The sequence below is a fragment of the Streptomyces sp. NPDC025793 genome (genome assembly GCF_055558375.1).
On the sequence record NZ_JBVHMR010000003.1, the window covers coordinates 142,921 to 167,876 of the forward strand.

A 24,956-nucleotide genomic window follows, 5' to 3' on the forward strand; every position below is an offset into this window, starting at 1 on the left:
GATTGCCGTCGTTGGGGAGAGTGAAGGGGTGGCGGGGACCCTGGGGAACGCACGGAGGAACTGAGGCTGTGGGCAACAGAAGGCGCGTCGCCGAGCGACGGAGGACGACGAGGCCGGCGGTGCTCGGCGGGGTGATCGCCGTGGTCGCCGCCGGCGCCGCATTCGCCGTCTACGCGGTGGCGGACGGCGGCGCGGCGGCCGACGAGCGCACGTCCGCCTCGGCGGACCACAAGGCCGTCAAGACCGGTCCGCTCAGCGCCGCCGAGGTCCACGCGGCCGCCACTCGCTTCCTGTCGGCCTGGCAGCAGGGCAAGGTCGCCGACGCGGCCGGCGCCACGAACGACGCCTCGGCCGCCACCGCGCTGCTCACCGCCGTCGCCAAGGACGCCCATCTGACGGGCGTCACCCTCACCCCGGGCACGGCCGCGGGCGCGAAGGTGCCCTTCTCCGTCAAGGCGACGGTGTCGTACGACAAGCTCAGCAAGCCGCTGACGTACGGCAGTTCGCTCACCGTGGTGCGCCGGGCGAGCGACGGCACGCCGCTGGTCGACTGGCACTCCTCCGTCGTCCAGCCGGACCTGGAGGACGGCGACACCCTCGTCACCGGCGCGTCGGGCACCCCGCCCGTCAAGGCGCTGGACCGCGACGGCGGCGAGCTGACGGCCGCCAAGTACCCCTCCCTGGGCCCGGTGCTGGACGGGCTGCGCGCGAAGTACGGCAAGACCGCGGGCGGCAAGGCGGGCATCGAGCTGCGCGTGGTGCGCGGCAAGGCGTCGCAGAAGGCCGAGCTGTCCGACAAGACGCTCGTCGCGCTGAGCCAGGGCACACCGGGCACGGTGCACACGACGCTGAACCCCACGCTCCAGGCGGCCGCCGAGCAGCAGGTGGGCAAGCAGAAGCAGGCCTCGGTGGTGGTCGTGCGGCCGTCAACGGGCGAGATCCTCGCGGTCGCCAACACCGGACACGGCTTCAACGTCGGCTTCCAGGGCTCCCTCGCGCCCGGTTCCACGATGAAGATCGTGACGTCGACGATGCTGTTCGAGAAGAACCTCATCACCCCGGACGCCTCCCACCCCTGCCCCAAGACGTACAAGGTCGCCGGCTGGACGTTCCACAACGACGACAACTCCGAGATCAAGAAGGGCACGTTCAGGCAGAGCTTCGGGGCCTCCTGCAACAACGCCTTCATCGACTTCGCGCCGAAGCTGTCGAACGACGACCTGACGAAGGAGGCCCAGCAGGTCTACGGCCTCGGCATGGACAACTGGGCCATCGGCGTCCCGTCGTTCGACGGCTCCGTGCCGGTGCAGAGCGGCGCGCAGATGGGCGCCTCGCTGATCGGCCAGGGCGCGGTGCGGATGAACCCGCTGAACATGGCGTCGGTGGCGGCGACGGTCGAGTCGGGCTCCTTCCACCAGCCGTACCTGGTCGCGCCCTCGGTGGACCACCGCACGCTGGCGAAGGCCGCGCGCACGATGTCGGCGAAGACCCAGTCCCAGCTGAAGGACGTCATGAAGTTCACGGCGGACTACGGCACGGCCGCCAAGGCGATGGCGGGCATGAGCGGGGACTACGGCGCCAAGACGGGCTCCGCCGAGGTCGACGGCCAGAAGAAGCCGAACGGCTGGTTCACGGCCTACAAGGGCGACCTCGCCGCGGCGGGGGTGGTCCAGGCGGGCGGCCACGGCGGCGACACGGCCGGGCCGATCGTGGCGACGCTGCTGAAGACGGGCGGCTGATCAGGTCCCTACGGGTTCCGCGGTGTAGGTGCGCCGCAGGAACCTGAGCAGCGCCTTCGACTCGAACTGGACGACCTCGACACCGTTGTCGGAATGGAACTCCACGACGGCCTGCACGCGGCCGCACGGCCACACGCGTACGTCGCCGCTCTCGGCCGGCGTCCGCAGCCCCTGCTCCAGCAGGGAGCGCGAGAAGGTCCACTCATGGGTACCGGGCAGGTCGATCCGCACCGAGCGTGGATCGCTGTCGGGGTCGTACCGCAGCAGCACCGGTACGGCCTCCGGATCCTCCTCGTCCTCTTCCGTGACGATGTGGACGCGCGCGTACTGTTCGACCACAGACATCGGACTACCCTTTCACGCTGAGTCACCTTCACGGAAGTCCCGCATCCGCTTTGTCTCCAATGTGCCATATTTTCCGATTTGCGCCCCCGGAGACGACCAGCTGTTCATGCCGACCGGCGCGACACGCGTCCGCGAGAATGGGGCGCGTGACGCCTCAAGACGACCGAGACGACAAAGGGGCCGCCGGGTCGCTGCTGCTGGACGACCAGCTCTGCTTCGCGCTGTACGCCGCACAGCGCGCCGTGACCGCCGCATACCGTCCACTTCTGGACGACCTCGGGCTCACCTACCCCCAGTACCTGGTGCTGCTGGTGCTCTGGGAGCACGGCGAGACCAGCGTGAAGGAACTGGCGCGCGCCCTGCGCCTGGACTACGGGACCCTCTCGCCGCTGCTGAAGCGGCTGGAGGCGGCGGGTCTGGTGCACAGGGAGCGCGCGGCGGACGACGAGCGCTCGGTGCTCGTCGCGTGCACCGGGCGCGCGGAGGAGCTCAGGGAGCGCGCGGCGCGGGTCCCCGGCGCACTCCTCACCACGACGGGGCTCGGCGCCGAGGACGTGGCGCGGTTGCGCGCGGAGTTGCGGGACCTCGCCGAGCGCGCCGCCGCGGCGGCCGACCGGCACCGAGCGCGCTGATCCCGCCTTACCCGCGGTCGCCCACCCTGACGGCGCACACCGACCTACCGACCAGTACCTTGTGCACGATGTATCTGTGCGTCACTCATTCCGGGGAAGGCCTGCCATGACCGAGGACTCCGCCGTCGACACCCGTCCGACGAAGATCGTGTACGTCGCCGAAGCCACCGCCCACGGCGGCCGGGACGGCCATGTCACCAGCCAGGACGGCCGGCTCGCGCTGAAGGTCGCGATGCCCCCGCAGCTGGGCGGCGACGGCGACGGCACCAACCCGGAGCAGCTGTTCGCGGCCGGTTACAGCTCCTGCTTCCACAACGCGCTGATCCTGGTCGGCAACCGCGCGGGCTACGACCTGACCGGCTCCACGGTGGCCGCGAAGGTCGGCATCGGCCCGAACAAGCAGCGCGGCTACGGCCTCGCCGTGGCCCTCAGCGTCTCCCTGCCGGTCCTGGACGCCGACCTGGCGGCCCGGCTGGTGGACGCGGCGCACGAGGTCTGCCCGTACTCCAACGCGACGCGCGGCAACATCGACGTAACGATTCTGCTGGGCTGATCCCGCCGAGGAATCGCAGGCGCACGGGCGATGTTGCACGCACTGTCGCAGGCGACGGGACAGTGCGGGAAGGGACGACGGACGTGGGCGTGGACGTGCACGGCACGGTGGCCGAGGGCTTCGAGCCGGTCAAGGAGGCGTTCGCCGCGAACTTCGCGCTGCTCGGGGAGCGCGGCGCGGCGGTGGCCGTGTACCGCGACGGGCACAAGGTCGTCGACCTGTGGGCGGGCGTGAAGGACGTCGACGGCAGGGCCGAGGGGGCTCCCTGGGAGCGCGGCACGGCGCAGATCGTCCGCTCGGCGACCAAGGGCGTCGCCGCCGCCGCGCTGCTGCTCCTGCACCAGCGCGGCGAACTGGACCTGGACGCCCCGGTCGGCACGTACTGGCCCGAGTACAAGGCCGCCGGCAAGGAGCACACCCTCGTCCGGCATCTGCTGGCCCACCGCGCGGGCATACCCGTGCTGGACCGCCCGCTGACCCCCGCCGAGGCCGCCGACCCCGACCTGGGCGCCGCCGCGGTCGCCGCACAGGCGCCGGTGTGGGAGCCGGGCACGGACCACGGCTATCACGCCCAGACCTACAGCTGGCTCACCGGCGAGCTGGTCCGGCGGGTCACCGGCCGCCCGGTCGGCGACTGGATCGCGGACGAGATCACCGGACCCGTCGGCGCGGATCTCTGGCTCGGGCTGCCGGAATCGGAGCACGCGCGCGTGGGCCGCGTCGGACCGGTCCAGGCGCCGGAGACCACGGGCACGCTGAAGACGCGCCCCAAGCGCGCGGTGGCCGAGGCCTACGCCGATCCGGACTCGCTGACCCGGCGGGCGTTCGCCGCCATCACCCCGCTCCCCGACGAGAACGACCCCGCCTACCGCGCGGCCGCCCTGCCCGCCTCCAACGGCATCGCCACCGCCGACGGGCTGGCCCGCGTCTACGCGTCCCTCATCGGCGACGTGGACGGCGGCACGCGCCTGTTCACCCCGCAGACGACGGAACTGGCGCGCACCGAGCGGTCGGCCGGACCGGACCGGGTCCTGGTGGTGGGCACCCGGTTCGGCCTCGGCCACATGCTGCACGGCAGCGCGTCCCCGCTCCTCGCCCCCGGTTCCTTCGGCCACCCGGGCCGCGGCGGCGCCCTCGCGTTCGCCGACCCGGAGACCGCAGTCTCCTTCGGCTACGTCACCAACGGCTTCCGCAAGAGCGTGACGGCGGACCCGAGGGCGCAGGCGCTGGTACGGGCGCTGCGCACGGCGCTCGCGTAACGCGCCGCCGGGCCCGCCCGGTGTCACACGTTGATCGGGTGCGAGGTCCGTCCGGACGCCGTGTCGATCTCCTCGTGGGCCTTGGTGAGCAGTTGCATGGCCAGTTCGTTGAGGGCCCGCGCGCCCGCGATCTCCTCGCCGACCCTGGGCTGGTTGGCGTCGACGGTGTGCCTGCTGGCCCGGCCGTGCGCGCGCATCTCCGAGCCGTCGGGCAAGCGCACCATGGCCACCGCGCGCGTGTGCAGATCGTCCTCCACGAACTCCATCTCGACATGCCATCCGACAGCGGTTTGCAACATGACGACCACCTCCGAAGACCGCTGCTTCCAGGGTGCGCCCTGGCACCCCCGGCCGTCATGTCGGCGCCTGCGCGCCCTTCTCGGCTACGCGCCCTTCTCGTCGAAGCTGGCGAAGTACGCGGCGGCCATGTCCTCGTCGGCGTGGCCCTGGGCGGCGGCACGGGCGAACCGCTCGGCGGTCGCGGCGGCGACGTCGAGGCGTACGCCGCCGCGCTCACCGGCCTGCACGATCAGCCGGGCGTCCTTCTCGGCGGTGGCCACGGCGAACGACGCCGGTGACAGCTTGCCGTCGAGCACCAGCGCGGCCTTGGCGCGCAGATAGCCCATGTCGAGCGGGCCGCCCTCGATGAGGTCGAAGAAGCCCTGCGGATCCACGCCGAGGGCCCGGGCGAGGGCGAGCACCTCACCGGTAGCGGCCGTGGCGGCGAGGACCCAGCTGTTGGCCACCAGCTTCAGCCGGCTGGCGCTGCCCGACGCGCCGTCGTCCCCGGTCCACACGGTCTTCGCGCCGACCGCGTCGAAGACTGGCGTGACCGTGGCCCGCCCCTCCTGGGGCCCGGCGGCCAGCACGGTCAGCTGACCGGCCTCGGCGGGCTGGCGGGTGCCGAGGACGGGAGCGTCGTAGAAGACCAGCCCGTGCTCGCGGGCGAAGCCGGCCAGGTCGGTGACCAGGTCGGCCCCTGCGGTGGTGCACTGCGCCCACACCGTGCCGGGGCGCAGCGCCGGGGCGGCCGCGCGCAGGGTGTCCAGGACCGTCCGGCCGTCGTAGAGCATCGTCAGGACGACGTCGGCGCCCGCCACGGCCTCGGCGGGCGTGGCGGCGACGCGGGCGCCGTCGGCGGCGAGCGGTTCGGCTTTCTCGCGCGTCCGGTTCCAGACCCGCACGTCCAGCCCCGCCCGGCACAGATTGCGGGCCATGGCGGCCCCCATGATGCCGGTGCCCAGCACGCTCACGGTCGGCTTGTCGGTCATTGACGGCTCCCTGTCGTCGTCCGGCTGCTGTCGCATGGCCCCCGGCCACGTGGTCCCCGGCCATCTTCGCGGCGCGGACGGACACACGCACGCGCGCGTACGGCGGTTCACGCCTGCTGCTCCGGAAGCAGCACGGGGCGGCACGCACCTGCGAGAGTCCGGGCGCGACCTGGTCGAACAGTCCGTAGGACCTCTGCGAACTCCCGTGACGCATACCGTGACTTGACCCCATTCGGGGCCGGTCGGCCCCCTCGGAAGGGCGACGACTTCATGCGCTCGTCCTCGTCACACAGACCCCGCCCCGGGCGCACCACCACGACGACGGCAGCGCGCGGCCTGCTGACAGCCGCGGGGATCGTCCAGTCGACCGCTGCCTCGGCCGCGACACGGGACAATCCCCGACCGGCAACAACGCGGGCGGCGGCGTGATCATCAAGGGCAACGGCGACGGCTCGCCGCTCAAGCCGGTGAGCGGGAACGTCGTCACCATGCCGGCCGGTGCGTTCCAGGGCATCAAAGGAACAACCCGGTCCAGACGCCGTCGGCGGCGAAGACCAGCGACTTGCAGATCCGGCTCAGCCCACACCCGATCGCGGCGGCGGCCTCGGCGGCGGTCCGGGTGGCCTCCGGGAAGCGCCGGGTCCGCGCGAGGACGTCCTCCAGCCCGCGCGCACGCATCGCTTCGGCGAACCGGGGGTGGGCACCGGACTCGCCGGTGTCAGTGGCGGTCGTCGCCATGCGGGGCACGCTACGGCATCGTTCCGGCCGTGCTCACGGCGTTTTCAGCTGCCACCGGAACAAAAGCGGCCGGTGAGGGTGCAGCCCCGTCCCCACGGGCACCCTCACCGGCTGGTCCTCGTAGTCCTTGCGGACTACGAGCGGTACGTCACGCGCGTACCAGCTCCCGCTCCCCGTCCGGGTCGGCGTCCTTGCCGTCCGTGGAGGACTGTGTGCGCAGGCCCTCGCCCTCGACATCGACGTTCGGCAGGGCGCGGTCGAGCCACTTGGGCAGCCACCAGGCCCGCTTGCCGAGCAGGGCGAGCACCGCCGGGACGATCGCCATGCGGACGATGAACGCGTCGAAGAAGACGGCGATCGCGAGGCCGAAGCCGATCATCTTGATCATCGACTCGCTGGAGCCGATGAAGCCGGAGAAGACCGCCATCATGATGACCGCGGCGGCGGTCACGACCCGCGCCCCGTGCCGGAAGCCGGTGACCACGGCCTGGGTCGGCTTCTCGCCGTGGACGTACGCCTCGCGCATCCGGGTCACGAGGAAGACCTCGTAGTCCATGGCGAGACCGAAGACGACGCCCACCATGAAGATCGGCATCATCGACATGACCGGGCCGGTCTCGGAGACGTTGAACAGGCCGGACAGCCAGCCCCACTGGAAGACCGCGACCACGGCGCCGAGCGCCGCCGTCACGCTGAGCAGGAAGCCGAGGGCCGCCTTCAGCGGGACGAGGACGGAGCGGAAGACCACGATCAGCAGGAGGAAGGCCAGGCCGACGACCAGCGCCAGGTACGGCAGCAGCGCGTCGTTCAGCTTCTGCGAGACGTCGATGTTCATCGCCGTCGAGCCGGTGACCAGGATCTTGGAGTCGGTCTGCCGCGCGACCTCCGCGCCCTTGTCGCGGATGGCGTGCACCAGGTCCTCGGTCGTCTTCGAGGACGGCTTGGACCCGGGGACGACGGTGATGGTCGCGGTGTCACCGGCCTTGTTGGGCATGGCCGGGGTGACGGTGACGACGTCCTTCAGGCCCTTGATCTCGTCGCCGACCTTGGTGAAGGCCGCCTTCGCGTCCTGGCTGCCCTTGGCGTCGACGACGACCATCAGCGGGCCGTTGAAGCCCGGCCCGAAGCCCTCGGAGAGCAGGTCGTAGGCGCGGCGCTGGGTGGTGGAGGTCGGCTGGGAGCCGTCGTCCGGGAGGCCGAGTTCGAGGGAGGCGGCCGGGACCGCCGCCGCGCCGAGGCCGATCACACCGAGGAGGAGGACGGCGACCGGGCGGCGTACGACGAAGCTCGCCCAGCGGGTGCCCATGTTGGGCCGGCCCGGCTTCTTGGGCTTACGGCCGCCGCCGAGCAGCTTGCTCTTCTCGCCGGCGGGCTTGACCCTGCGGCCGGCGTAGCCGAGCAGCGCCGGGATCATCGTCAGCGCGATGAGGACGGCGATGGCGACCGTGCCGGCGGCCGCGATGCCCATCTTGGTGAGCATCGGGATGTTGACGACCGACAGGCCGACCAGGGCGATGACGACGGTCAGGCCCGCGAAGACCACCGCCGAGCCCGCCGTGCCGACGGCGCGGCCGGCCGCTTCCTCGCGCTCGCGGCCCTCGGCCAGTTCGGCGCGGTAGCGGGAGACGATGAACAGGGCGTAGTCGATGCCGACGGCCAGGCCGATCATCGACGCCAGGGTGGAGGTCGTGGAGCCCAGGTCCAGGGCGCTGGCGAGCGCGGTGATCGTGGAGACGCCGATACCGACGCCGATGAGCGCGGTCAGCAGCGGGAATCCGGCCGCGAGCAGCGAGCCGAAGGTGATGACGAGGACGACGGCGGCGATCGCGATGCCGATGACCTCGCTGGAGCCGGTCTCCGGGGTCGCGGTGAGCGCGTCACCGCCGACCTCGACGGTCAGCCCGGCGTCGCGTGCGTGCTGCGCGGCTTCCTTCAGGGCGTTCTTGGAGGAGTCCTTGAGCTCCATCCCGGAGACCTTGTACTTCACCGAGGCGTAGGCGATCGAGCCGTTCCGGCTGACGGCGTGCCCGGCGTACGGGTCGGCGACGGAGACGACCTCGGAACCGCTGCCCAGCTCCTTGACCGTCTTCTCGACGGCCGCCCTGTTGAGCTTGTCGGTCATCTTCTCGCCGGCCGGCGCCTTGAAGACGACACGCGCGGTGGCGCCGTCGGCGCTCATCCCGGGGAAGCGCTGTTCGAGCAGGTCGAAAGCCTTTTGCGCCTCGGTGCCGGGGATGGAGAAGGACGTGCTGCCGGCAGGCGGCGCGGAGGCGGCGCCGACCCCGGCGAGGGTCAGCAGCGCCACCCATATGAGGGCGACGAAGTGCCGTCGCCGGAAGGCGAGACGGCCCAGTTTGTACAGGAATGTGGCCACGGAGGCGTACTCCCGGTCAGGTCGTGGGGTTGATCAGGGCAGGGGTGGTCAGCCCGACGACGTGAGCGGTGACGTCAGAAGGTGGGCTTGCTGGGGAGAGATCAGTCGGTGGGAACGCCGAGGGCGGGGAGGACCACGGCGTCGATGTACGACATGAGGAAGGCCTGCGTCGGCGGCAGCTCGTCGATCATGGTGCGGGCGGCGAACCCTCCGAGCATCATGTGCATCATGAACTCGACCGCCGGGTTGTCCGCACGGACCTCGCCCCGGTCGACGGCCCGCTGCACCACGCGGCGGAACGACGCCATCTCGGGCTCGATCAGATGATCCCGGAACGCCCGCAGGAGATCCGGGTTGCTGTGCACCGCCATGGCCAGGCCCCGCATCAGCGCGGAGTTCTGCTCCATCTCGCAGTCGTCCGAACGCAGGGTGAGAGCGTGCAGGTCGCCCTTGAGCGATCCCGTGTCGATCTCGTCGAGGCCCATGCCGCCCGGCTTGGTGTGCCGCACCGCCTTCGCCACCAGCTCGGCCTTGCCGCCCCACTGGCGGTAGAGCGTCGCCTTGCTGGACTTGGTACGGGCGGCGACGGCGTCCATGGTGAGGGCGTCGTAGCCGACTTCGCGGAGCAGGTCGAGCACGGCCTCGTACAACTCGGCCTCCCGCTCGGGCGTGATCCGACTGCGGCGCCCCGTTGCGACGACCTCGGTCATGCCACTCACCCTCCCGCTCCGGAGCCTCCTGTTTCGTACTCCATGAACATACCCTGAGAGCAAGCGAAACGAAACCGTTTCGTACGTGGGTTGGGTCACGCTTGTTGGCTTTCCATAAACCGGCGCCGGTCGCCCGCGTACGAGTTGCTCGTGTCGTTTGCCCGGAAAAGCATAGGGAGGTGAGCTATCTGCGCCTTCCCCACCTCAGCGGCGACCTGCTGTGCTTCGTGGCCGAGGACGACCTCTGGCTGGCCCCCCTCGACGCGCCCGGCCGCGCCTGGCGCCTCACGGCCGACCGTACCAAGACCGGTCACCCGCGTTTCTCGCCCGACGGCCGCCGCATCGCCTACACGACCTGGCGCAGCCTCGACCCCGAGATCCATCTCGTCGGCGTCGACGGCGGTCCCGCGCGGCAGCTGACCTACTGGGGCAGCTCCGACACCCGGGTCTGCGGCTGGACGCCCCCCGAGAACGGGGAGAGCGACATCCTCGCGGTCGCCTCGCACGACCAGCCCTTCTCCTACTTCACCTGGGCCTACAAGGTCCCCACCGACGGCGACCCCGGCGCGCGGCTGCCCTGGGGGCCGGTCACCGACATCCAGGTCGCCGACGTCGACGGCGAACACCGGACCCTGCTGCTCACCGGCACCCCGCCGCACGAACCGGCCTCCTGGAAGCGCTACCGCGGCGGCGCCATGGGCCGCCTGTGGCTGCACGGCGAGCAGCTCGTGCCCGACATCGGCGGCCATCTGGCCTGCCCCATGTTCGTCGCCGGCCGCGTCGCCTTCCTCTCCGACCACGAGGGCGTCGGCAACCTCTACTCCTGCGCGTACGACGGCACCGACCTGCGCCGCCACACCGACCACGACGCCTACTACGCCCGGCACGCCGCGGGCGACGGCACCCGGGTGGTCTACCAGTGCGCGGGCGACCTGTGGCTCGTGGACGACTTCTCCCCGAACGCCGTGCCGCACAAGCTGGACGTCCGCCTCGCCGGGCCCGCCACCGGCCGCCGCCGCTATCAGGTGCCCGCCGCGCAGAACGTCGACGGCATCTCCGTGGACGAGACGGGCCGGGCCAGCGCCGTCGTCGTCCGCGGCAGCCTGTACTGGCTCACCCACCGCGACGGCCCGGCCCGCACCATCGCCGACACGCCCGGCGTCCGGGTACGGCTGCCGGAGATGCTGGGCACGACCGGCAAGGTCGCGTACGTCACCGACGCCGACGGCGAGGACGCCGTCGAGATCGCCCAGCTGCCCCGCGCGTCCGGCGACCGCGCCCCGCACCGGCTGGCCTCCGGCGCGCTCGGCCGGGTCCTGGAGATGGTCTGCGACCCGCTCGGCGAACGGCTCGCCATCGCCTCGCACGACGGGCGGCTGCTGCTGCTCGACACGGGGGAGGGGGAGGGCGGCGAGGCCGCGGAGACCCCGGCCGCGCAGGCCGCCGCCGAGGACTCCGCGCAAGCAGAGGGGCCCGAGGAGGGCGAGGGGGCCGGGCAGGCCGGGGAGAGCGCGCGGACCGAGGTGCCGGGGGGCACGGCCGGCCAGGTGACCGAGCTGATCCGCTCCGTCAACGGCCCCGTTCGCGACCTCGCCTTCTCCCCCGACGGAGCCTGGCTCGCCTGGTCCCACCCGGGCATCGGCCGCTCCCTGCGCGAGATCAAGCTGGCCCGGATCAAGGACCGGCACATCGTGGACGTCACCAACGGCCGCTTCGAGGACGAGAACCCCGTCTTCACCCGCGACGGCCGCTACCTCGCCTTCCTCTCCTGGCGCGGCTTCGACCCGGTGTACGACGTCCACACCGGCGACCTCTCCTTCCCGCTCGGCTGCCGGCCGTACCTCGTCCCGCTGAGCTCGGCGACCCCCTCCCCCTTCGCGCTGAACCCCGAGGGCCGCCCGGCCGCGGGCGGGCTCGACCCGGTCGAGGACGAGGAGACGGGCGAGGCCGGCACGGTGACGGTGGAGGTGGAGGGCCTGGAGAACAGGGTCACGCCATTCCCGGTCATCGCCTCCAAGTACTCCGCGCTGCACCCGGTCGCGGGCGGTGGCCTGGTCTGGCTGCGCTGGCCGATCTCCGGCGCGCTCGGCGAGACCTTCGCCAACCCGGCCGACACCAGCGGCCGTCCGACGCTGGAGTACTTCAACATCACCAAGGCCAAGAAGTCCGAACTGGTCGACCATCTGGACTGGTTCGCGGTGAGCGGCGACGCCACCCGCCTGGTCGTCGTGGACGAGGGCGAGCCGCGCGCGGTCCCGTCCACCGAACCGGGCGACGGCGACACGACCGTGTGGATCGACCTGCGCCGCATCCTGCACGAGGTCGACCCGCCCGCCGAGTGGCGCCAGGCCTACGAGGAGGCGGGGCGCATCATCCGCGGCTACTTCTGGGAACCGGGCATGTGCGGCATCGACTGGGACGCGGTGCTCGACCAGTACCGCCCGCTCGTCGAACGCGTCGCCTCCCCCGACGAGTTCGCGGACCTCCTGCGCGAGGTCCTCGGCGAACTGGGCACCTCGCACGCGTACGTCACCGCCGCCCGCCGCAACGAGGGCCCGCCGCACTACCAGCGCCGGCAGGGCCTCCTTGGCGCCAACTTCGTCCGCCGGGACGCCGGCTGGGCCCTCAGGCGGATCCTGCCCGGCGACTCCTCCGACTCCCGGGCCCGCTCGCCGCTGGCCGGCACGGGCATCCGCGAGGGCGCCGTGCTCACCCATGTCGACGGCCGCCCGGTCGACCCGGTGACCGGGCCGTATCCGCTCCTCGCCGGCGCCGGCGGAACGACCGTGGAGCTGACGTTCGTGCCGGCGGAAGGGGGTGCGGACCGGGCCCGGCGGGTCGCGGTCGTCCCGCTCGTCGACGACCGTCCCCTGCGCTACCAGGACTGGGTCGCCAAACGCCGTGGCGTCGTACGGGAGTTGAGCGGCGGCAAGTGCGGCTATCTGCACATCCCCGACATGGGCGGCTCCGGCTGGGCCCAGTTCAACCGCGACCTGCGCATGGAGGTGTCCCGGCCCGCGCTGATCGTGGACGTGCGGGGCAACGCGGGCGGGCACATCAGCGAACTCGTCATCGAGAAGCTGACCCGGACGATCCTGGGCTGGGACCTGACCCGGGACGCCCAGCCGGTGTCGTACACCTCGAACGCGCCACGGGGTCCGGTGGTGGCCCTCGCCGACGAGGCGACCTCCTCGGACGGCGACATGATCACGGCCGCCTTCAAGCTGCTCAGGCTCGGCCCGGTGGTCGGCCAGCGCACCTGGGGCGGCGTGGTCGGCATGACCGGCCGCCACCGGCTGGGCGACGGCACGGTCATCACGGTCCCGATGAACGCGGCCTGGTTCGATGCCTACGGCTGGTCCGTGGAGAACCACGGCGTCGCCCCCGACCTGGAGATCATGCGCACCCCCCTGGACTGGGCCGAGGGCCGCCACGCCCAGATGGACGACGCGATCCAACTCGCCCTGGACCTCCTGACCACCACCCCCGCGGCCATCCCCCCGGACTACAGCGACGTCCCGAACCGCTCCCGCCCGAAACTGCCGCCGAGGAACAGTCGACAAGAGGGCCGTCGATAAGGGGCGGGGCACCCCCCAGAAGGAGGGTGCCCCGCGCCGAACAGCCGGCCGAAGCCGAGCGCAGCGGCTACGCGTCGTAGTCCCGGTCGAACCGGTCCTTCATCTCCTGGTCCGAGTCCTCGATGTCACGCATGTTCTCGTGCCTGAGTCCCCGCTCGGGCGGCGCCTGCTGCTTACCGCGCTGCCCGGCCTGCTGACGGGCCTGGTCGCCCTTGCCCTTCGCCCGCTGCTTCGGCTCTCCGGCCTTGTTCCGGGACTGGTCCTTCATACCCATGAGGGTTCACTCCTGTGGTGAGTGAGAGGGAAATCGGGGGAACGGCCCCGCTGGGGCCTCGACCAGACTCACACGGCGGACCGGGGAACGCATGTGGATCAGTTACGGTGCGTAGCCCGCGCCGCGTCGTCGGCCGCGCCGCCCGCGCCCACGAGCCCCGAGCTCATCCCCTGCAACCGGGGCGCGAACCGCTTCATCTCGCGCTGTCCGACGGTCCCGATGAGCGCCGGCAGATATCCGCGCACCCCCTGCATGCCGCGCAGCCACCACTGTCCGTACACGTGCGCCGAGCGCCGCTCGATGCCCTCCACGATCCGCTCCACGGCGGGGCCCAGCGGGTACGTCTTGTTCGACGGCCACGGCAGCCGCTGGCGCAACTCCCGCATCACGTCGTCCTGGTCGGCACCGCGCACCATGTCGGTGTCGGTCCACGACAGGTAGCCGACGCCGACGCGCACGCCCTGGTAGCCGACCTCGGCGCGCAGACTGTGCGCGTACGCCTCCACGCCCGACTTGGAGGCGCAGTACGCCGTCATCATCGGCGCGGGCGTGATCGCGGCGAGCGAGGCGATCTGGAGCAGATAGCCCCGGCTCTCGACCAGCACCGGCAGGAACACGCGCGCGGTCACCGCCGAACCGATCAGGTTGACCTCGATCACCCGCCGCCAGGCCTGCGGATCGGAGTCGATGAACGGACCGCCCGTCGCCACACCGGCGTTGGCGACCACGATGTCCACCTTCCCGAACCGCTCCTTCACCTCCCGCGCGACCCGGCCCATCGCCTCGTGGTCGGTGACGTCGGCGTACCAGTACGCGCTGTCGCTGTGCAGCCGCCCGGAGACCTCCTTGAGCGTCTCCTCCTCCAGCCCGACCAGCGCGACCTTCGCGCCGCGCGCCGAGAGCTTGCGCGCCAGCAGCTCACCGACGCCGCGCGCCGCCCCCGTGACGACCGCGACCTGCCCTTCGAGGCCGACCCTGCTCATGCGCCCTCCTTGATCTGCGCCGTGACATACGTGGTGACGAGCTCCCGGATCCTGCCGATCACCAGGTCGGGGGCCTCGATCGGGGTCATGTGCCCGACGCCGGTCAGCTCGGTGAGACCGACGCATTCCGGCAGCGCGGCGGCCAGCGCGCGGGCGTGCATCGCCGGCGTGAGCCGGTCGGACGCGCCGTGCACGATCGCGGTGGGCGTGTGCAACTCCCGTACGCCGTGGTCGAGATCGAGCGCCGCCAGCACACCGGCCCACGCATGGCGCACGGCGCGCGGGCAGGCGTGCACGATCCGGGCGCACGCCTCCACCATGTGCGGGGCGGAACCGGCGCCCATGGTGGCGTACTTGAGGACGCTCTTCGCGACCGGCGTGACCGGCCCGAGGGGAGCGCGCGAGCCCAGGATGTGCCCGGTGATCCAGGTGCGCACGCCCCCGGCGCGCATCGGCACCACGCGCGACTCCGCGACCAGCCGCGAACTGCCCGTGCTGCACAGCAGAACGGCGGCGGCGTGCTCCTGGAAGCGGGGGCGCGTGGCCGCGGCCATGACCGTCATGCCGCCCATGGAGTGGCCGACGATCAAGGCCTTCTCCCCGCGTGCGAGCGTCCGCGCGAGCACGGCTTCGAGATCGTCCGCCAGCGCCTGGGTGGTGCACGCGGGGCTCGCGGGGCTGCGCCCGTGCCCCCTCTGGTCGTAGGCGATCACCCGGTGGTCCCTCGCCAGGTCCCGTATCTGCGCCGCCCAGAAGGCGGTCGAGCAGGTCCAGCCGTGGGAGAGGACGATCGGGGGCGCGTTCTCGGGGCCGTGCACCTCGACGTGCAGGGGCGCGCCGTCGGCGGAGACGACGGTGAGTTCGTGGGCGGGGGCGGGCGGGGCGTAGCGGCCGCCGGTGACAGGGGCGGGCGCGGGGGCGGTCCGGCTCATGCGGCGCCCTCGCTCTCCGCGACGGCGGCCGGCGTCTGCCGCACGGCCGTACCGGCCGGCTTGCCGTCGGCGTTCCGGACGACCTCGTACTCCGCCAGGTCCACGCGCCGGGTCGCGCTGCGGAACTCGGACGTCGTGCCGGGCCAGATCGTGGTGTTGCGGCCGCTCGCGTCCAGGTACCAGCTGGTGCAGCCGCCGGTGTTCCACACGGTCCGCTTCATGCGCTCCTGGACCCGGTGGTTCCAGGACTCGACGGCGGCGGGCCGGGCGTCCAGGGCGGTGCGGCCGCCGAGGACGTCGAGCTGACGCAGATAGTCGGCCATGTAGTTCAGCTGGGACTCGATCATGAGGATCATGGAGGAGTTCCCGAGGCCGGTGTTGGGCCCGATGATCGTCATGAAGTTCGGGAACCCGGCGGCGGTGGCACCGCGCAGCGCCCGCATGCCGTTCTTCCAGGAGTCCGCGAGCGTGTCGCCCGCCGCGCCGACCACCCGCTCGGCGATCGGCATGTCCGTGACGTGGAAGCCCGTACCGAAGACGATCGCGTCGGCCTCGGCCTCGGTGCCGTCGGCCGCCACGAGCGTCGATCCGCGGATCTCGCCGAGCCCGCTGGCGACGACGTCCACGTTCGGCCTGGCCAGCGCCGGGTAGTACGCGCTGGACAGCAGGATCCGCTTGCAGCCGATGCGGTAGTCGGGCGTGAGCTTGGCGCGCAGGGCCGGGTCCTTGATCGCGCGGGCCATGTTGCGCTTGGCGAGCTGTTCGACCAGGCCGAGTTCGTCGGGGTGCTTGGTGAACGCTTGGACCTGCAGTTCCCGGATGCCCCACAGCAGCCCGCGCCGCACCTGGGTCGTGAAGGGGAGCAACCGGTGCAGTCCGCGCTCGACGCCGCTGATGGCGCGGTCCACCCGGGGCATCACCCAAGGCGGCGTGCGCTGGAAGAGGGTCAGCCGGCCGACCTGCGGCTGGATCGTGGGCACGATCTGGATCGCGGAGGCCCCGGTGCCGACCACCGCGACGCGCTTGCCGCGCAGGTCGTAGTCGTGGTCCCAGCGGGCGGAGTGGAACACCTTGCCGGGGAAGGACGCGAGGCCCGGGATCGCGGGGATCTTCGGGTCGGACAGCGGTCCGGTGGCGGAGACGACGACGTCGGCGGTCAGCGAGCCGCGCGTGGTCTCGATGGTCCACCGCAGGTTCTCGGTGTCCCAGGTCATCAGCTTGACCTCGGAGTCGAGGCGAAGGTGCGGGCGCAGACCGAAGAGGTCGGTGACGTGCTCCAGGTAGGCACGGATGTGCTGCTGCCCCGAGAAGGTGCGCGGCCAGTCCGGATTGGGCGCGAAGGAGAAGGAGTAGAGGTGGGAGGGTACGTCACAGGCGCACCCGGGGTAACTGTTGTCCCGCCAGGTGCCGCCGACGCTGTCGGCCCGCTCCAGGACGACGAAGTCGGTGATCCCCTCGCGGCGCAGCCGCACGGCGGCCCCCAGCCCGCCGAACCCGGACCCGATCACCGCCACCCGTACATGCTCGTGCTCGGCCATCCCGAAGCCTCCACGCATCGCCTTCGACTCCGCCAGTGAACACTGGCGCAATGGGACTGTAGAGCAGCTCCGTACCGAGCGGTAGGGGGCGGGGGCACGAAAGTTACCGGCGGTACAACATAGGCTGCGGACGTGGCAGAGGACGCAGAACACTCGGGGACAAGGCCGCGGGAACGGCGCGAGTACCGCATGGAGGAGCTGGCCCGGCTCGCCGGGATCACCGTGCGCACCCTGCGCTTCTACCGGGAGCGCAAGCTGATCCCGCCGCCCCGGCGCGAGGGCCGTATCGCCTGGTACGACGACCACCACCTCGCGCGCCTGCGCACGATCGCCGCCATGCTGGAGCGCGGCCACACGCTGAACGGCATCGCGGAACTCGCGGAGGCCCTCGACCAGGGCCGCGACGTCGCCGACCTGCTCGGCGTCGGCACCCCCACCGAGGAGGAGCCGGTCCGGCTCACCCCCGAGGAACTCGCCGCCCGCTTCGAGGGCGAGGTCACCCCCGAGAACCTCGCCGCGGCCATGGCACTGGGCTACCTCGGCACCGACGGCGACGAGATCGTCCACATCAGCCGCCGCCTGCTGGACGTCTCGTCCGCCCTGGTCCGCGAGGGCATCCCGCTCGGCGAGGTCCTCACCGCCGCCGCCCGCGTGCGCGAACACGCCGACGCCCTCGCCGAACTCTTCGCCGACGTGATCCTGCGCCACGCCCCCGAGGAAGACCTCCACCGTCTGCGCCCCCTGGCCCGCAGCGTGGTGGAGGCGGAACTCTCCCTGGCCCTCGACCGCCGCCTGACCAAGAAATCCGGCGAACGCGACACCTGATCCCGCCTGCCGCCGACGGACGGGCCCAGCGGGCGGGGCCGCGCCTACAGGTCGTAGACGACGGTCACCGGCGCGTGGTCCGACCACCGCTCGGCATGCGTGGCCGCGCGCTCCACGACCCCCTTGACGGCCTTGCCGGCGAGCCCGGGCGTGGCGACCTGGTAGTCGATGCGCCACCCCGAGTCGTTGTCGAAGGCCCGCCCGCGGTACGACCACCAGGTGTACGGCCCCTCGACGTCGGGGTGCAGGGCGCGCACGACGTCGACGTAACCGCCCTCCTCGGCGGCGAACACCCGGCCGAGCCACTCCCGCTCCTCGGGCAGGAAGCCGGAGTTCTTGGTGTTGCCGCGCCAGTTCTTGAGGTCGGCCTGCCGATGGGCGATGTTCCAGTCGCCGCAGACGACGACCTCGCGCCCGTCGGCGGCGGCTCGCGCGCGCAGCTCCTTGAGATGGACGAGGAACTCGTCCATGAAGCGCACCTTCTCGTCCTGCCGCTCGGTGCCGACCTCGCCGGAGGGCAGATACAGGGAGACGACCGTCACACCGGGCAGGTCGGCCTCGACGTAGCGGCCGCTGCCGTCGAACTCGTCCGAACCGAAGCCGACCCGGACGCGGTCCGGCTCCCGCCGCGTGTAGAGGGAGACGCCCGCGCGCCCCTTGGCGGCGGCCGGGGCGTGCACGACGTGCCAGCCGTCGGGCTCCCGGACCTCCTCGGGCAGCTGGTGCGGCTCGGCACGCACCTCCTGGAGACAGACGACGTCCGCCTCCGTCCGGGCGAGCCACTCCACGAAGCCCTTCTTGGCGGCGGCCCGCAGCCCGTTCACGTTCACCGAGGTCACAGTCAGCACCAGGGCACGATACCGGCACACTGGTCGGAGCCCGTCCACACCGTCCGACGAACACCGTCCTGCATAGAAGTACAATGCCCAGCATGAATATACGCCGCGTCCGTTTCGATCACCCCGACGCCGTGACGCTCAACGACGAGGTACAGGCCGAGTACCAGCTGCGCTACGGCGGCGACGGCGACGCCACGGCTCTCGACACCACGGACTTCGACCCGCCGCGCGGCGCCTACCTGATCGCGTACGACGAGCTCGACCGCCCCGTCGCGACCGGCGGCTGGCGCAGACAGGACCTCAACGACGAGGGCAACGAGAACGGCGACGCCGAACTCAAGCGCATGTACGTGGTCGCGCAGATGCGCGGCCGGGGCCTCGCGCGCCGCATGCTCGCGGTCCTGGAGGAGGACGCCCGCGCCGCCGGCCGGGTCCGCATGGTGCTGGAGACGGGCAGCAAGCAGCCGGAGGCCGTCGCCCTGTACACGTCGAGCGGTTACGAGCCGTGCGCCAAGTTCGGCTACTACCGCTTCCACGAGGAGAGCCTCTGCTTCGCGAAGAAGCTCTGAGCAGCCCTGAGCCGGTAACTCGGATCACACCAGGCCCGCTTGAGCCCCGGCAGGCCTGGCCGCGGTCCGACACCGCGCCCGGACATACGATGAAGCCCCTGTCGACTACTGCCGACAGGGGCTTCATGCTGCGTGGACCTGAGGGGATTTGAACCCCTGGCCCCCTCGATGCGAACGAGGTGCGCTACCGGACTGCGCCACAGGCCCTTGCAACGAGTGAAACTCTAGCATCCTCGTCGGGGTGCTTGGAAATCCGTTCCGTGACTGGTCACGGCGGGGGTCTCCGGAGGGGGCGCGCGCCGGGGAGCGCGCCGGAGGAGCGTGCGGGAGTTACTCGTTCGCCGCGCGCGGGCGGTCGCCGTCCTCGTACTGATCGAACAGGGGCGTGCGTCCGCGCTCACGCGCCCGGCGCGCGGACGCGGCGCGGCGCGCGTCGCTGCGGCCGCCCGCCGGCTTGTCCTCGGCCACGGGCGCCTGCTCGTCGGCGCCGGCCTCCGGCGCGTGGACGGCCTCCTGCTCCGGCGCGACCGAGCTGGAACGCGCCGAGCTCCAGGTGTCCGGCGCCCCCAGGTCCACGTCGGACGTGGCACGCGGCGCCACCGGCGCGGTCACATACGTCGGCAGGGGCACCGGCACGGGCTCCCAGCTGTCCCCGCCGGGCCGCCGCTGCCGCTCACGCTGCTGGTCGACCCACTCGGCGTGGTCGGTCTGCTCGACCAGGGCACGCCGGTCCGCGGCGAGCGCGGAGAGACCGGGATCCGTCTCGGCCTCCTGAACCTCCTCCGCTTCGTCCGCGCCGGCGCTCGTCGTATCGGGCGACACGCGCCGACGCGGCTGACGCTCACGCTCCCGCAGCCGCTGCGCGGCGACCTCGGCCCGCCTGCGGTCCATCTGGTAGGCGAAGCGACGGCGCTCCTGGGAGCGCAGGTACGCGATGTACCCGCTGAGCATCACGGCCGGTACGGCGGGCGCCCACAGGAAGGCGAGCCCGCCGACCGCGGCGACGATCGCACCGAGCGTGAAGCCGAGGAAGAGCATCACGGTGGTGCGCCGGCGGCGCGCCAGGACCTTCAGGCGCCGGTCGCGCGCCGCGGCCGCCTGGGCCGAGGCCGTGCGCCGCGCGGCCGGCACCGGCCGCTGCGGGGGCGCGGGCGCCGGCTTGGGCGCCCGTGCGGGCTCCTGTTCGCGTGCCGCTTCCGCTCTTCCGGGTGACTCGCCCCCGGCTTCCGCGCGCACCTGACGACGGGTCGGAGGCATGGCGAAGCCCCGGACGTCCACCGAGTCGGTGGCGGCGTCCGGGTCACCGGCGTCCGGCTCCCCCTCCTGGGCGGAGCGCGCCCGCAGGTCCCTGGCGTATCGACGCTCCATGCCCGCCCGTCCGGACAGCAGCCGGATGGCGGTGCTGAAGCGTTCCGTCGGACGGGCCTCGTTCAGCTCGTCCTGCCTACGGAGCCACATCGGCACCAAGTAGGCGGCCCAGGCCCCGACAATGACTGCGTAGATGAGGCCGCTGCTGCTCACGCCTCACACCGTAGAGGGGTTTGCCTGAGGCCATCCGCCAATTGGGCCGGTGTGTCGCACGATCTGGCTGATATTTCCAGCTTTTTTTGCGATCCATGCGATCAGAGGACCACCTCGGTCGCGAATTCAATGCCCTGAGACGGTCAGCATCCGATCAATTTCGAACACATATTCAATTTCGGCGGGCCTAGGCGGGATTCCCCGGCGTGTTCTGCGGATTCCGCGACGGATTCGCGTCGTCCGCCGGGCGCTCGATGTGCCGCTCCCTCTGGGAGCGTGCCCGCTGCCAGCGCGCGAGCAACCCGTCGGGCACCTCTTCCGCGGTGAGCGCGAAGACCAGATGGTCGCGCCAGGCCCCGTCGATGTGCAGATAGCGCGGCCGGAGCCCCTCCTCGCGGAATCCGAGTTTCTCCACGACCCGGCGGCTGGGCCGGTTCTCGGGCCGAATGCAGACCTCGATGCGGTGCAGCCCGACGGCACGGAAACAGTGATCCACCACGAGCGCGACCGCCGTCGGCATCACGCCGCGGCCGGCCACCGACTCGTCCACCCAGTACCCGACGTGCCCCGAGCACATCGACCCCCAGGTGATCCCGGCGACCGTCAACTGCCCGACGAGCTGCCCCTGGTACTCGATGACGAACGGCAGCATCCGGCCCGCGTTGGCCTCCGACCGCAGGTGCCGGACCATCTGGCGGTACGTCGGCCGGTGGGTGATCGGCCCGCTCGGCGTGGGCGGCGGAATGGTCGCCTCCCAGGGGCGCAGCCAGTCCCGGTTGCGCCGGTTCACCTCGCGCCAGGCTCGCTGGTCGCGCAGCCTTATCGGCCGGAGGACGACATCGCCGTCCGCCAGCACGACGGGCCAGTAGGGGCTGTTCAGCTCGCACCCCCGCTCCTGGGTCTGGGGTGGTCGCCGCCGCGGATCTGGTCGACGGCGTGGACCAGCAGCGGCTCCAGCACGGCGAGGCCGTCGCGCACCCCGCCCGTGGAGCCCGGCAGATTGACGATCAGGGTCCGTCCCGCCACCCCGGCCAGGCCCCGGGACAGCACGGCGGTCGGCACCTTCCGACTGCCGAACGCCCGGATGGCCTCCGCGATGCCCGGCACCTCGTAGTCGATCACCGCGCGGGTCGCCTCGGGAGTGCGGTCGGTCGGTGAGACGCCGGTGCCGCCGGTGGTGACGATCGCGTCGTACCCGGCGGCCACGCCCGCCCGCAGGGCCTCCCGCACGGGATCCCCGTCGGGCACGATCCGGGGGCCGTCCACGGCGAACCCGAAGCCCGTCAGGCCGTCGACGATCAACGGGCCGCCCTTGTCCTCGTAGACACCCGCCGCGGCCCGGTTGGAGGCGGTGACCACCAGAGCCCGGTAGGTCATGCCCGGCTCCAGTCGCCCGAGGTGCCGCCCGTCTTCTCCTCCACACGTACGTCCGTGATGACCGCTCCCTTGTCGACCGCCTTGACCATGTCGATCACGGTCAGCGCGGCGACCGTGACGGCGGTGAGGGCCTCCATCTCGACGCCCGTACGGTCCGTCGTCCTCACGGTGGCCTGGATCTCCACGGCGTCGTCCGCGACCGACAGATCCAGTTTCACACCGGACACCGACAACGGGTGGCACAGCGGGATCAGGTCCGGGGTGCGCTTGGCGCCCATGATGCCCGCGATCCGCGCGGTGGCGAGGGCGTCCCCCTTGGGTACCCCCTCGCCGCGCAGCAGCTCGACCACGCGGGGCGAGACGAGCACGCGGCCGCTGGCACGGGCGGTGCGCGCGGTCACGTCCTTCCCGGATACGTCGACCATGCGGGCGGCGCCCGCCTCGTCGATGTGCGTCAGTCCGTCCTGCGTACTCATGCTCTGTGCCGCTCCCGGTCCGGGCCCGTCACAGTGCGGTTGCGCGGGCCTGCTGTGCGCGCCACGGTACCGCCAAGTCGGCGCACGCACCGGGCCAGGACCCCCGTGGGGCCCCGTCGCTCGCTCACGCGCGCGTGCGTCAGCCGAGCAGGACGACCTCCACCTCGTCGCCGGGCTCGGCGGACTCCGCGTCCTCGGGGACGACGATCAGCGCGTCGGCGTGCGCCAGAGCCGCGATCAGGTGCGAGCCGGCCCCGCCCACCGGGGCCACCTCGCCGTCGGCGTAGGCGCCCCGCAGGAACTGCCGGCGCCCCATGGGCGAGCGCAGCGCCTCGTCCGCCTTCAGCGTCGCGCGCGTGCGGGGCCGGTGCAGGTCCGGCAGGCCCATCAGGGCGCGGATGGCGGGGCGGACGAACAGCTCGAAGGAGACGTACGACGACACCGGGTTGCCGGGCAGGGCCAGCAGCGGCGTGTGGTCGGGGCCGATCGAGCCGAAGCCCTGGGGCTTGCCGGGCTGCATGGCGAGCTTGCGGAACTCCACGCCGCCGCCCGCCTCATCCTCGTCACCGGCGTACGACAGCGCCTCCTTGACCACGTCGTACGCCCCGACGCTCACCCCGCCCGTGGTCACCAGCAGGTCGGCGCGGACGAGTTGGTCCTCGATGGTCGAGCGGAGGGTGTCGGCGTCGTCGGCGACCGCGCCCACCCGGTAGGCGATGGCGCCGGCGTCCCGCGCGGCGGCGGTGAGGGCGAAGCTGTTGGAGTCGTAGATCTGGCCGTCGGCCAGGTCCTCGCCGGGCTGGACGAGTTCGCTGCCGGTGGACATGACGACCACGCGCGGGCGCGGACGTACGCGTACCGTGCCGCGGCCGATCGCGGCGAGGAGCGCGATCTGCGGCGGGCCGAGGATCGTGCCGGCCTCCAGGGCGCGTTCGCCGGCCTTCACGTCGCTGCCCTTGGCGCGCACGTGCGCGCGTGCCTGGGCGGGACGGTGCACGCGCACCTGTCCCTCGGCGCCCTCAGGGGCCAGGCTGCGTGCCGGCATGCCGCTCACCGGTCCCTCGCCGAGCCCGCCGTCGGTCCACTCGACGGGGACGACGGCCTCGGCGCCGGGCGGCAGCGGGGCACCGGTCATGATGCGGGCGGCCTGCCCGGGGCCGACCCGGACCGGATCGGCCGCGCCCGCCGCGACGTCCCCGACGACGTCCAGGACGGCCGGGAACTCCTCACTGGCACCCTCGACGTCCGCGACCCGCACCGCGTACCCGTCCATGGAGCTGTTGTCGAACGGCGGCAGGGCCACCGGCACCGTGACGTCGTCGACCAGGACACAGCCCTGGGCGTCGAGCAGTTGCAGCTCGATGGGCTCCAGGGGGCGGACGGCGGAGAGGATGTCCTCCAGGTGCTCGTCCACCGACCACAGATGGTCCGGGCCGGCGGGGCGGGTCGCGGCGCTGCTCAAGATTGCTGCATCTCCTCGGCTACGTAACTGCGAAGCCAGGCCCGGAAGTCCGGGCCCAGGTCTTCACGTTCGCACGCGAGTCTGACAATGGCACGCAGATAGTCGCTGCGGTCGCCGGTGTCGTAGCGGCGGCCCTGGAAGACGACGCCGTGCACCGGACCGCCGACCTTCTCGTCCTGGGCGAGTTGCTGGAGGGCGTCGGTGAGCTGGATCTCGCCGCCGCGGCCCGGCTCGGTCCGGCGGAGTATGTCGAAGATGTGCGGGTCGAGGACGTAGCGGCCGATGACCGCGTAGTGCGACGGGGCGTCCGCCGGGTCCGGCTTCTCGACCAGTCCGGTCACCTTCACGACGTCGGTGTCGGCGGTGGCCTCCACGGCCGCGCAGCCGTAGAGGTGGATCTGCTCGGGCGCGACCTCCATGAGGGCGATCACGCTGCCGCCGTGCTGTTCCTGGATCTCGATCATGCGCTGGAGCAGCGGGTCGCGGGGGTCGATCAGGTCGTCGCCGAGGAGGACGGCGAAGGGCTCGTGGCCGACGTGCGGGGCGGCGCACAGGACGGCGTGGCCGAGGCCCCTGGGGTCGCCCTGGCGGACGTAGTGCATGGTCGCCAGGTCGCTGGACTCCTGGACCTTGGCGAGCCGGCCGGCGTCGCCCTTCTTCTGAAGGGCCGATTCCAGCTCGTAGTTGCGGTCGAAGTGGTCCTCCAGGGGACGCTTGTTGCGTCCGGTGACCATGAGCACGTCGTCGAGACCCGCCGCCACGGCCTCCTCGACCACGTACTGGATCGCCGGCTTGTCGACGACCGGCAGCATCTCCTTGGGAGTGGCCTTGGTGGCCGGCAGGAACCGCGTACCGAGGCCTGCCGCAGGGATGACAGCCTTGCTGATCCTGGGGTGCGACTGAGTCATGCCCGCCACCTTAACCGGCTCTTTGTACGGAATCCGTAGCCCCGGTTGGTTGA

The 24,956-nt window shown here is 72.1% G+C and carries 23 protein-coding genes, 1 tRNA gene and 1 pseudogene; 7 read left to right on the forward strand and 18 right to left on the reverse strand.

Annotation, left to right across the window (positions count from 1 at the left end):
- Positions 1-68 precede the first annotated feature (68 nt).
- Positions 69-1,739, forward strand: coding sequence for a penicillin-binding transpeptidase domain-containing protein (locus ACZ4MF_RS08065; RefSeq protein WP_467490908.1), 1,671 nt, complete (start codon positions 69-71; stop codon positions 1,737-1,739).
- Here ACZ4MF_RS08065 and ACZ4MF_RS08070 read toward each other — a convergent pair whose 3' ends face one another.
- Positions 1,740-2,084, reverse strand: a complete 345-nt coding sequence (locus ACZ4MF_RS08070) for an SsgA family sporulation/cell division regulator (protein ID WP_467490910.1) — start codon at positions 2,082-2,084, stop codon at positions 1,740-1,742.
- Between the two features lie 137 nt (positions 2,085-2,221).
- Here ACZ4MF_RS08070 and ACZ4MF_RS08075 point away from each other — a divergent pair, with 137 nt between their 5' ends.
- From ACZ4MF_RS08075 to ACZ4MF_RS08085, 3 genes are all read left to right on the forward strand, one after another.
- Positions 2,222-2,716 (forward strand): MarR family winged helix-turn-helix transcriptional regulator, encoded by a 495-nt coding sequence (locus ACZ4MF_RS08075; RefSeq protein WP_467490912.1) that lies wholly within the window; start codon positions 2,222-2,224, stop codon positions 2,714-2,716.
- Positions 2,717-2,822: 106 nt separating this feature from the next.
- Entirely contained in the window at positions 2,823-3,269 is a 447-nt protein-coding gene (locus ACZ4MF_RS08080) for an organic hydroperoxide resistance protein (RefSeq protein WP_467490914.1), read from the forward strand.
- 89 nt (positions 3,270-3,358) lie between these two features.
- On the forward strand, positions 3,359-4,528 hold the full coding sequence (locus ACZ4MF_RS08085) for a serine hydrolase domain-containing protein (protein WP_467491560.1): 1,170 nt from the start codon (positions 3,359-3,361) through the stop codon (positions 4,526-4,528).
- 23 nt (positions 4,529-4,551) lie between these two features.
- On the opposite strand, the gene ACZ4MF_RS08090 is transcribed toward ACZ4MF_RS08085, so the two are convergent.
- From ACZ4MF_RS08090 to ACZ4MF_RS08110, 5 genes and pseudogenes are all read right to left on the reverse strand, one after another.
- A complete protein-coding gene (locus tag ACZ4MF_RS08090; protein ID WP_467490916.1) occupies positions 4,552-4,827 on the reverse strand; it encodes a DUF1876 domain-containing protein in 276 nt (91 codons plus the stop codon).
- Between the two features lie 84 nt (positions 4,828-4,911).
- Positions 4,912-5,799: an NAD(P)-dependent oxidoreductase gene (locus ACZ4MF_RS08095; RefSeq protein ID WP_467490918.1), complete on the reverse strand. Its 888-nt coding sequence runs from the start codon at positions 5,797-5,799 to the stop codon at positions 4,912-4,914.
- 534 nt (positions 5,800-6,333) lie between these two features.
- A pseudogene (locus ACZ4MF_RS08100) lies at positions 6,334-6,537 on the reverse strand (YbaK/EbsC family protein); the annotation flags it as partial.
- Positions 6,538-6,685: 148 nt separating this feature from the next.
- On the reverse strand, positions 6,686-8,911 hold the full coding sequence (locus ACZ4MF_RS08105; protein WP_467490920.1) for an MMPL family transporter: 2,226 nt from the start codon (positions 8,909-8,911) through the stop codon (positions 6,686-6,688).
- Positions 8,912-9,012: 101 nt separating this feature from the next.
- Entirely contained in the window at positions 9,013-9,621 is a 609-nt protein-coding gene (locus ACZ4MF_RS08110; RefSeq protein WP_356027053.1) for a TetR/AcrR family transcriptional regulator, read from the reverse strand.
- A gap of 179 nt (positions 9,622-9,800) precedes the next feature.
- Between ACZ4MF_RS08110 and ACZ4MF_RS08115 the strand changes: the two genes are divergently transcribed.
- Positions 9,801-13,199, forward strand: coding sequence for a S41 family peptidase (locus ACZ4MF_RS08115; protein ID WP_467490922.1), 3,399 nt, complete (start codon positions 9,801-9,803; stop codon positions 13,197-13,199).
- Positions 13,200-13,266: 67 nt separating this feature from the next.
- Here the strand turns inward: ACZ4MF_RS08115 and ACZ4MF_RS08120 are convergent, their stop codons facing one another.
- From ACZ4MF_RS08120 to ACZ4MF_RS08135, 4 genes are all read right to left on the reverse strand, one after another.
- Positions 13,267-13,473, reverse strand: coding sequence for a hypothetical protein (locus ACZ4MF_RS08120; protein ID WP_467490924.1), 207 nt, complete (start codon positions 13,471-13,473; stop codon positions 13,267-13,269).
- A gap of 98 nt (positions 13,474-13,571) precedes the next feature.
- Positions 13,572-14,456 (reverse strand): SDR family oxidoreductase, encoded by an 885-nt coding sequence (locus ACZ4MF_RS08125; protein WP_467490926.1) that lies wholly within the window; start codon positions 14,454-14,456, stop codon positions 13,572-13,574.
- Entirely contained in the window at positions 14,453-15,388 is a 936-nt protein-coding gene (locus ACZ4MF_RS08130) for an alpha/beta fold hydrolase (protein ID WP_467490928.1), read from the reverse strand. The genes ACZ4MF_RS08125 and ACZ4MF_RS08130 overlap by 4 nt, the downstream gene beginning before the upstream one ends.
- Complete coding sequence (locus tag ACZ4MF_RS08135) at positions 15,385-16,926, reverse strand: flavin-containing monooxygenase (RefSeq protein WP_467490930.1); 1,542 nt, start codon at positions 16,924-16,926, stop codon at positions 15,385-15,387. The genes ACZ4MF_RS08130 and ACZ4MF_RS08135 overlap by 4 nt, the downstream gene beginning before the upstream one ends.
- A 189-nt stretch (positions 16,927-17,115) precedes the next feature.
- Between ACZ4MF_RS08135 and ACZ4MF_RS08140 the strand changes: the two genes are divergently transcribed.
- Complete coding sequence (locus tag ACZ4MF_RS08140; protein ID WP_467491561.1) at positions 17,116-17,751, forward strand: MerR family transcriptional regulator; 636 nt, start codon at positions 17,116-17,118, stop codon at positions 17,749-17,751.
- Between the two features lie 44 nt (positions 17,752-17,795).
- Here ACZ4MF_RS08140 and ACZ4MF_RS08145 read toward each other — a convergent pair whose 3' ends face one another.
- Complete coding sequence (locus tag ACZ4MF_RS08145) at positions 17,796-18,590, reverse strand: exodeoxyribonuclease III (RefSeq protein ID WP_467491562.1); 795 nt, start codon at positions 18,588-18,590, stop codon at positions 17,796-17,798.
- A 92-nt stretch (positions 18,591-18,682) separates the two neighbouring features.
- Between ACZ4MF_RS08145 and ACZ4MF_RS08150 the strand changes: the two genes are divergently transcribed.
- Entirely contained in the window at positions 18,683-19,159 is a 477-nt protein-coding gene (locus ACZ4MF_RS08150; protein ID WP_467490932.1) for a GNAT family N-acetyltransferase, read from the forward strand.
- Positions 19,160-19,292: 133 nt separating this feature from the next.
- On the opposite strand, the gene ACZ4MF_RS08155 is transcribed toward ACZ4MF_RS08150, so the two are convergent.
- From ACZ4MF_RS08155 to galU, 7 genes are all read right to left on the reverse strand, one after another.
- Positions 19,293-19,366, reverse strand: a tRNA-Ala gene (locus tag ACZ4MF_RS08155).
- A gap of 123 nt (positions 19,367-19,489) precedes the next feature.
- Positions 19,490-20,680 (reverse strand): divisome protein SepX/GlpR, encoded by a 1,191-nt coding sequence (gene sepX / locus ACZ4MF_RS08160; RefSeq protein ID WP_467490934.1) that lies wholly within the window; start codon positions 20,678-20,680, stop codon positions 19,490-19,492.
- Between the two features lie 187 nt (positions 20,681-20,867).
- A complete protein-coding gene (locus ACZ4MF_RS08165; protein ID WP_467490936.1) occupies positions 20,868-21,536 on the reverse strand; it encodes a GNAT family N-acetyltransferase in 669 nt (222 codons plus the stop codon).
- 20 nt (positions 21,537-21,556) lie between these two features.
- Entirely contained in the window at positions 21,557-22,057 is a 501-nt protein-coding gene (locus tag ACZ4MF_RS08170) for a MogA/MoaB family molybdenum cofactor biosynthesis protein (RefSeq protein ID WP_467490938.1), read from the reverse strand.
- Positions 22,054-22,533, reverse strand: coding sequence for a cyclic pyranopterin monophosphate synthase MoaC (gene moaC / locus ACZ4MF_RS08175; RefSeq protein ID WP_071374740.1), 480 nt, complete (start codon positions 22,531-22,533; stop codon positions 22,054-22,056). The genes ACZ4MF_RS08170 and moaC overlap by 4 nt, the downstream gene beginning before the upstream one ends.
- A 139-nt stretch (positions 22,534-22,672) precedes the next feature.
- Positions 22,673-23,995, reverse strand: a complete 1,323-nt coding sequence (glp, locus tag ACZ4MF_RS08180) for a molybdotransferase-like divisome protein Glp (RefSeq protein WP_467490940.1) — start codon at positions 23,993-23,995, stop codon at positions 22,673-22,675.
- Complete coding sequence (galU, locus tag ACZ4MF_RS08185; RefSeq protein ID WP_467490942.1) at positions 23,992-24,903, reverse strand: UTP--glucose-1-phosphate uridylyltransferase GalU; 912 nt, start codon at positions 24,901-24,903, stop codon at positions 23,992-23,994. The genes glp and galU overlap by 4 nt, the downstream gene beginning before the upstream one ends.
- Between the last annotated feature and the right edge of the window lie 53 nt (positions 24,904-24,956).

Bases quoted from the DNA above. Each gene is read 5' to 3' on its own strand.
- ACZ4MF_RS08140 (WP_467491561.1), top strand. From the start codon at position 17,116: ATGGAGGAGCTGGCCCGGCTCGCCGGGATCACCGTGCGCACCCTGCGC.
- ACZ4MF_RS08135 (WP_467490930.1), bottom strand. From the start codon at position 16,926: ATGGCCGAGCACGAGCATGTACGGGTGGCGGTGATCGGGTCCGGGTTC.
- ACZ4MF_RS08150 (WP_467490932.1), top strand. From the start codon at position 18,683: ATGAATATACGCCGCGTCCGTTTCGATCACCCCGACGCCGTGACGCTC.
- galU (WP_467490942.1), bottom strand. From the start codon at position 24,903: ATGACTCAGTCGCACCCCAGGATCAGCAAGGCTGTCATCCCTGCGGCA.
- moaC (WP_071374740.1), bottom strand. From the start codon at position 22,533: ATGAGTACGCAGGACGGACTGACGCACATCGACGAGGCGGGCGCCGCC.
- ACZ4MF_RS08095 (WP_467490918.1), bottom strand. From the start codon at position 5,799: ATGACCGACAAGCCGACCGTGAGCGTGCTGGGCACCGGCATCATGGGG.
- ACZ4MF_RS08110 (WP_356027053.1), bottom strand. From the start codon at position 9,621: ATGACCGAGGTCGTCGCAACGGGGCGCCGCAGTCGGATCACGCCCGAG.
- ACZ4MF_RS08130 (WP_467490928.1), bottom strand. From the start codon at position 15,388: ATGAGCCGGACCGCCCCCGCGCCCGCCCCTGTCACCGGCGGCCGCTAC.
- ACZ4MF_RS08075 (WP_467490912.1), top strand. From the start codon at position 2,222: ATGGGGCGCGTGACGCCTCAAGACGACCGAGACGACAAAGGGGCCGCC.
- ACZ4MF_RS08080 (WP_467490914.1), top strand. From the start codon at position 2,823: ATGACCGAGGACTCCGCCGTCGACACCCGTCCGACGAAGATCGTGTAC.
- ACZ4MF_RS08070 (WP_467490910.1), bottom strand. From the start codon at position 2,084: ATGTCTGTGGTCGAACAGTACGCGCGCGTCCACATCGTCACGGAAGAG.
- ACZ4MF_RS08125 (WP_467490926.1), bottom strand. From the start codon at position 14,456: ATGAGCAGGGTCGGCCTCGAAGGGCAGGTCGCGGTCGTCACGGGGGCG.
- ACZ4MF_RS08170 (WP_467490938.1), bottom strand. From the start codon at position 22,057: ATGACCTACCGGGCTCTGGTGGTCACCGCCTCCAACCGGGCCGCGGCG.
- ACZ4MF_RS08120 (WP_467490924.1), bottom strand. From the start codon at position 13,473: ATGGGTATGAAGGACCAGTCCCGGAACAAGGCCGGAGAGCCGAAGCAG.
- ACZ4MF_RS08090 (WP_467490916.1), bottom strand. From the start codon at position 4,827: ATGTTGCAAACCGCTGTCGGATGGCATGTCGAGATGGAGTTCGTGGAG.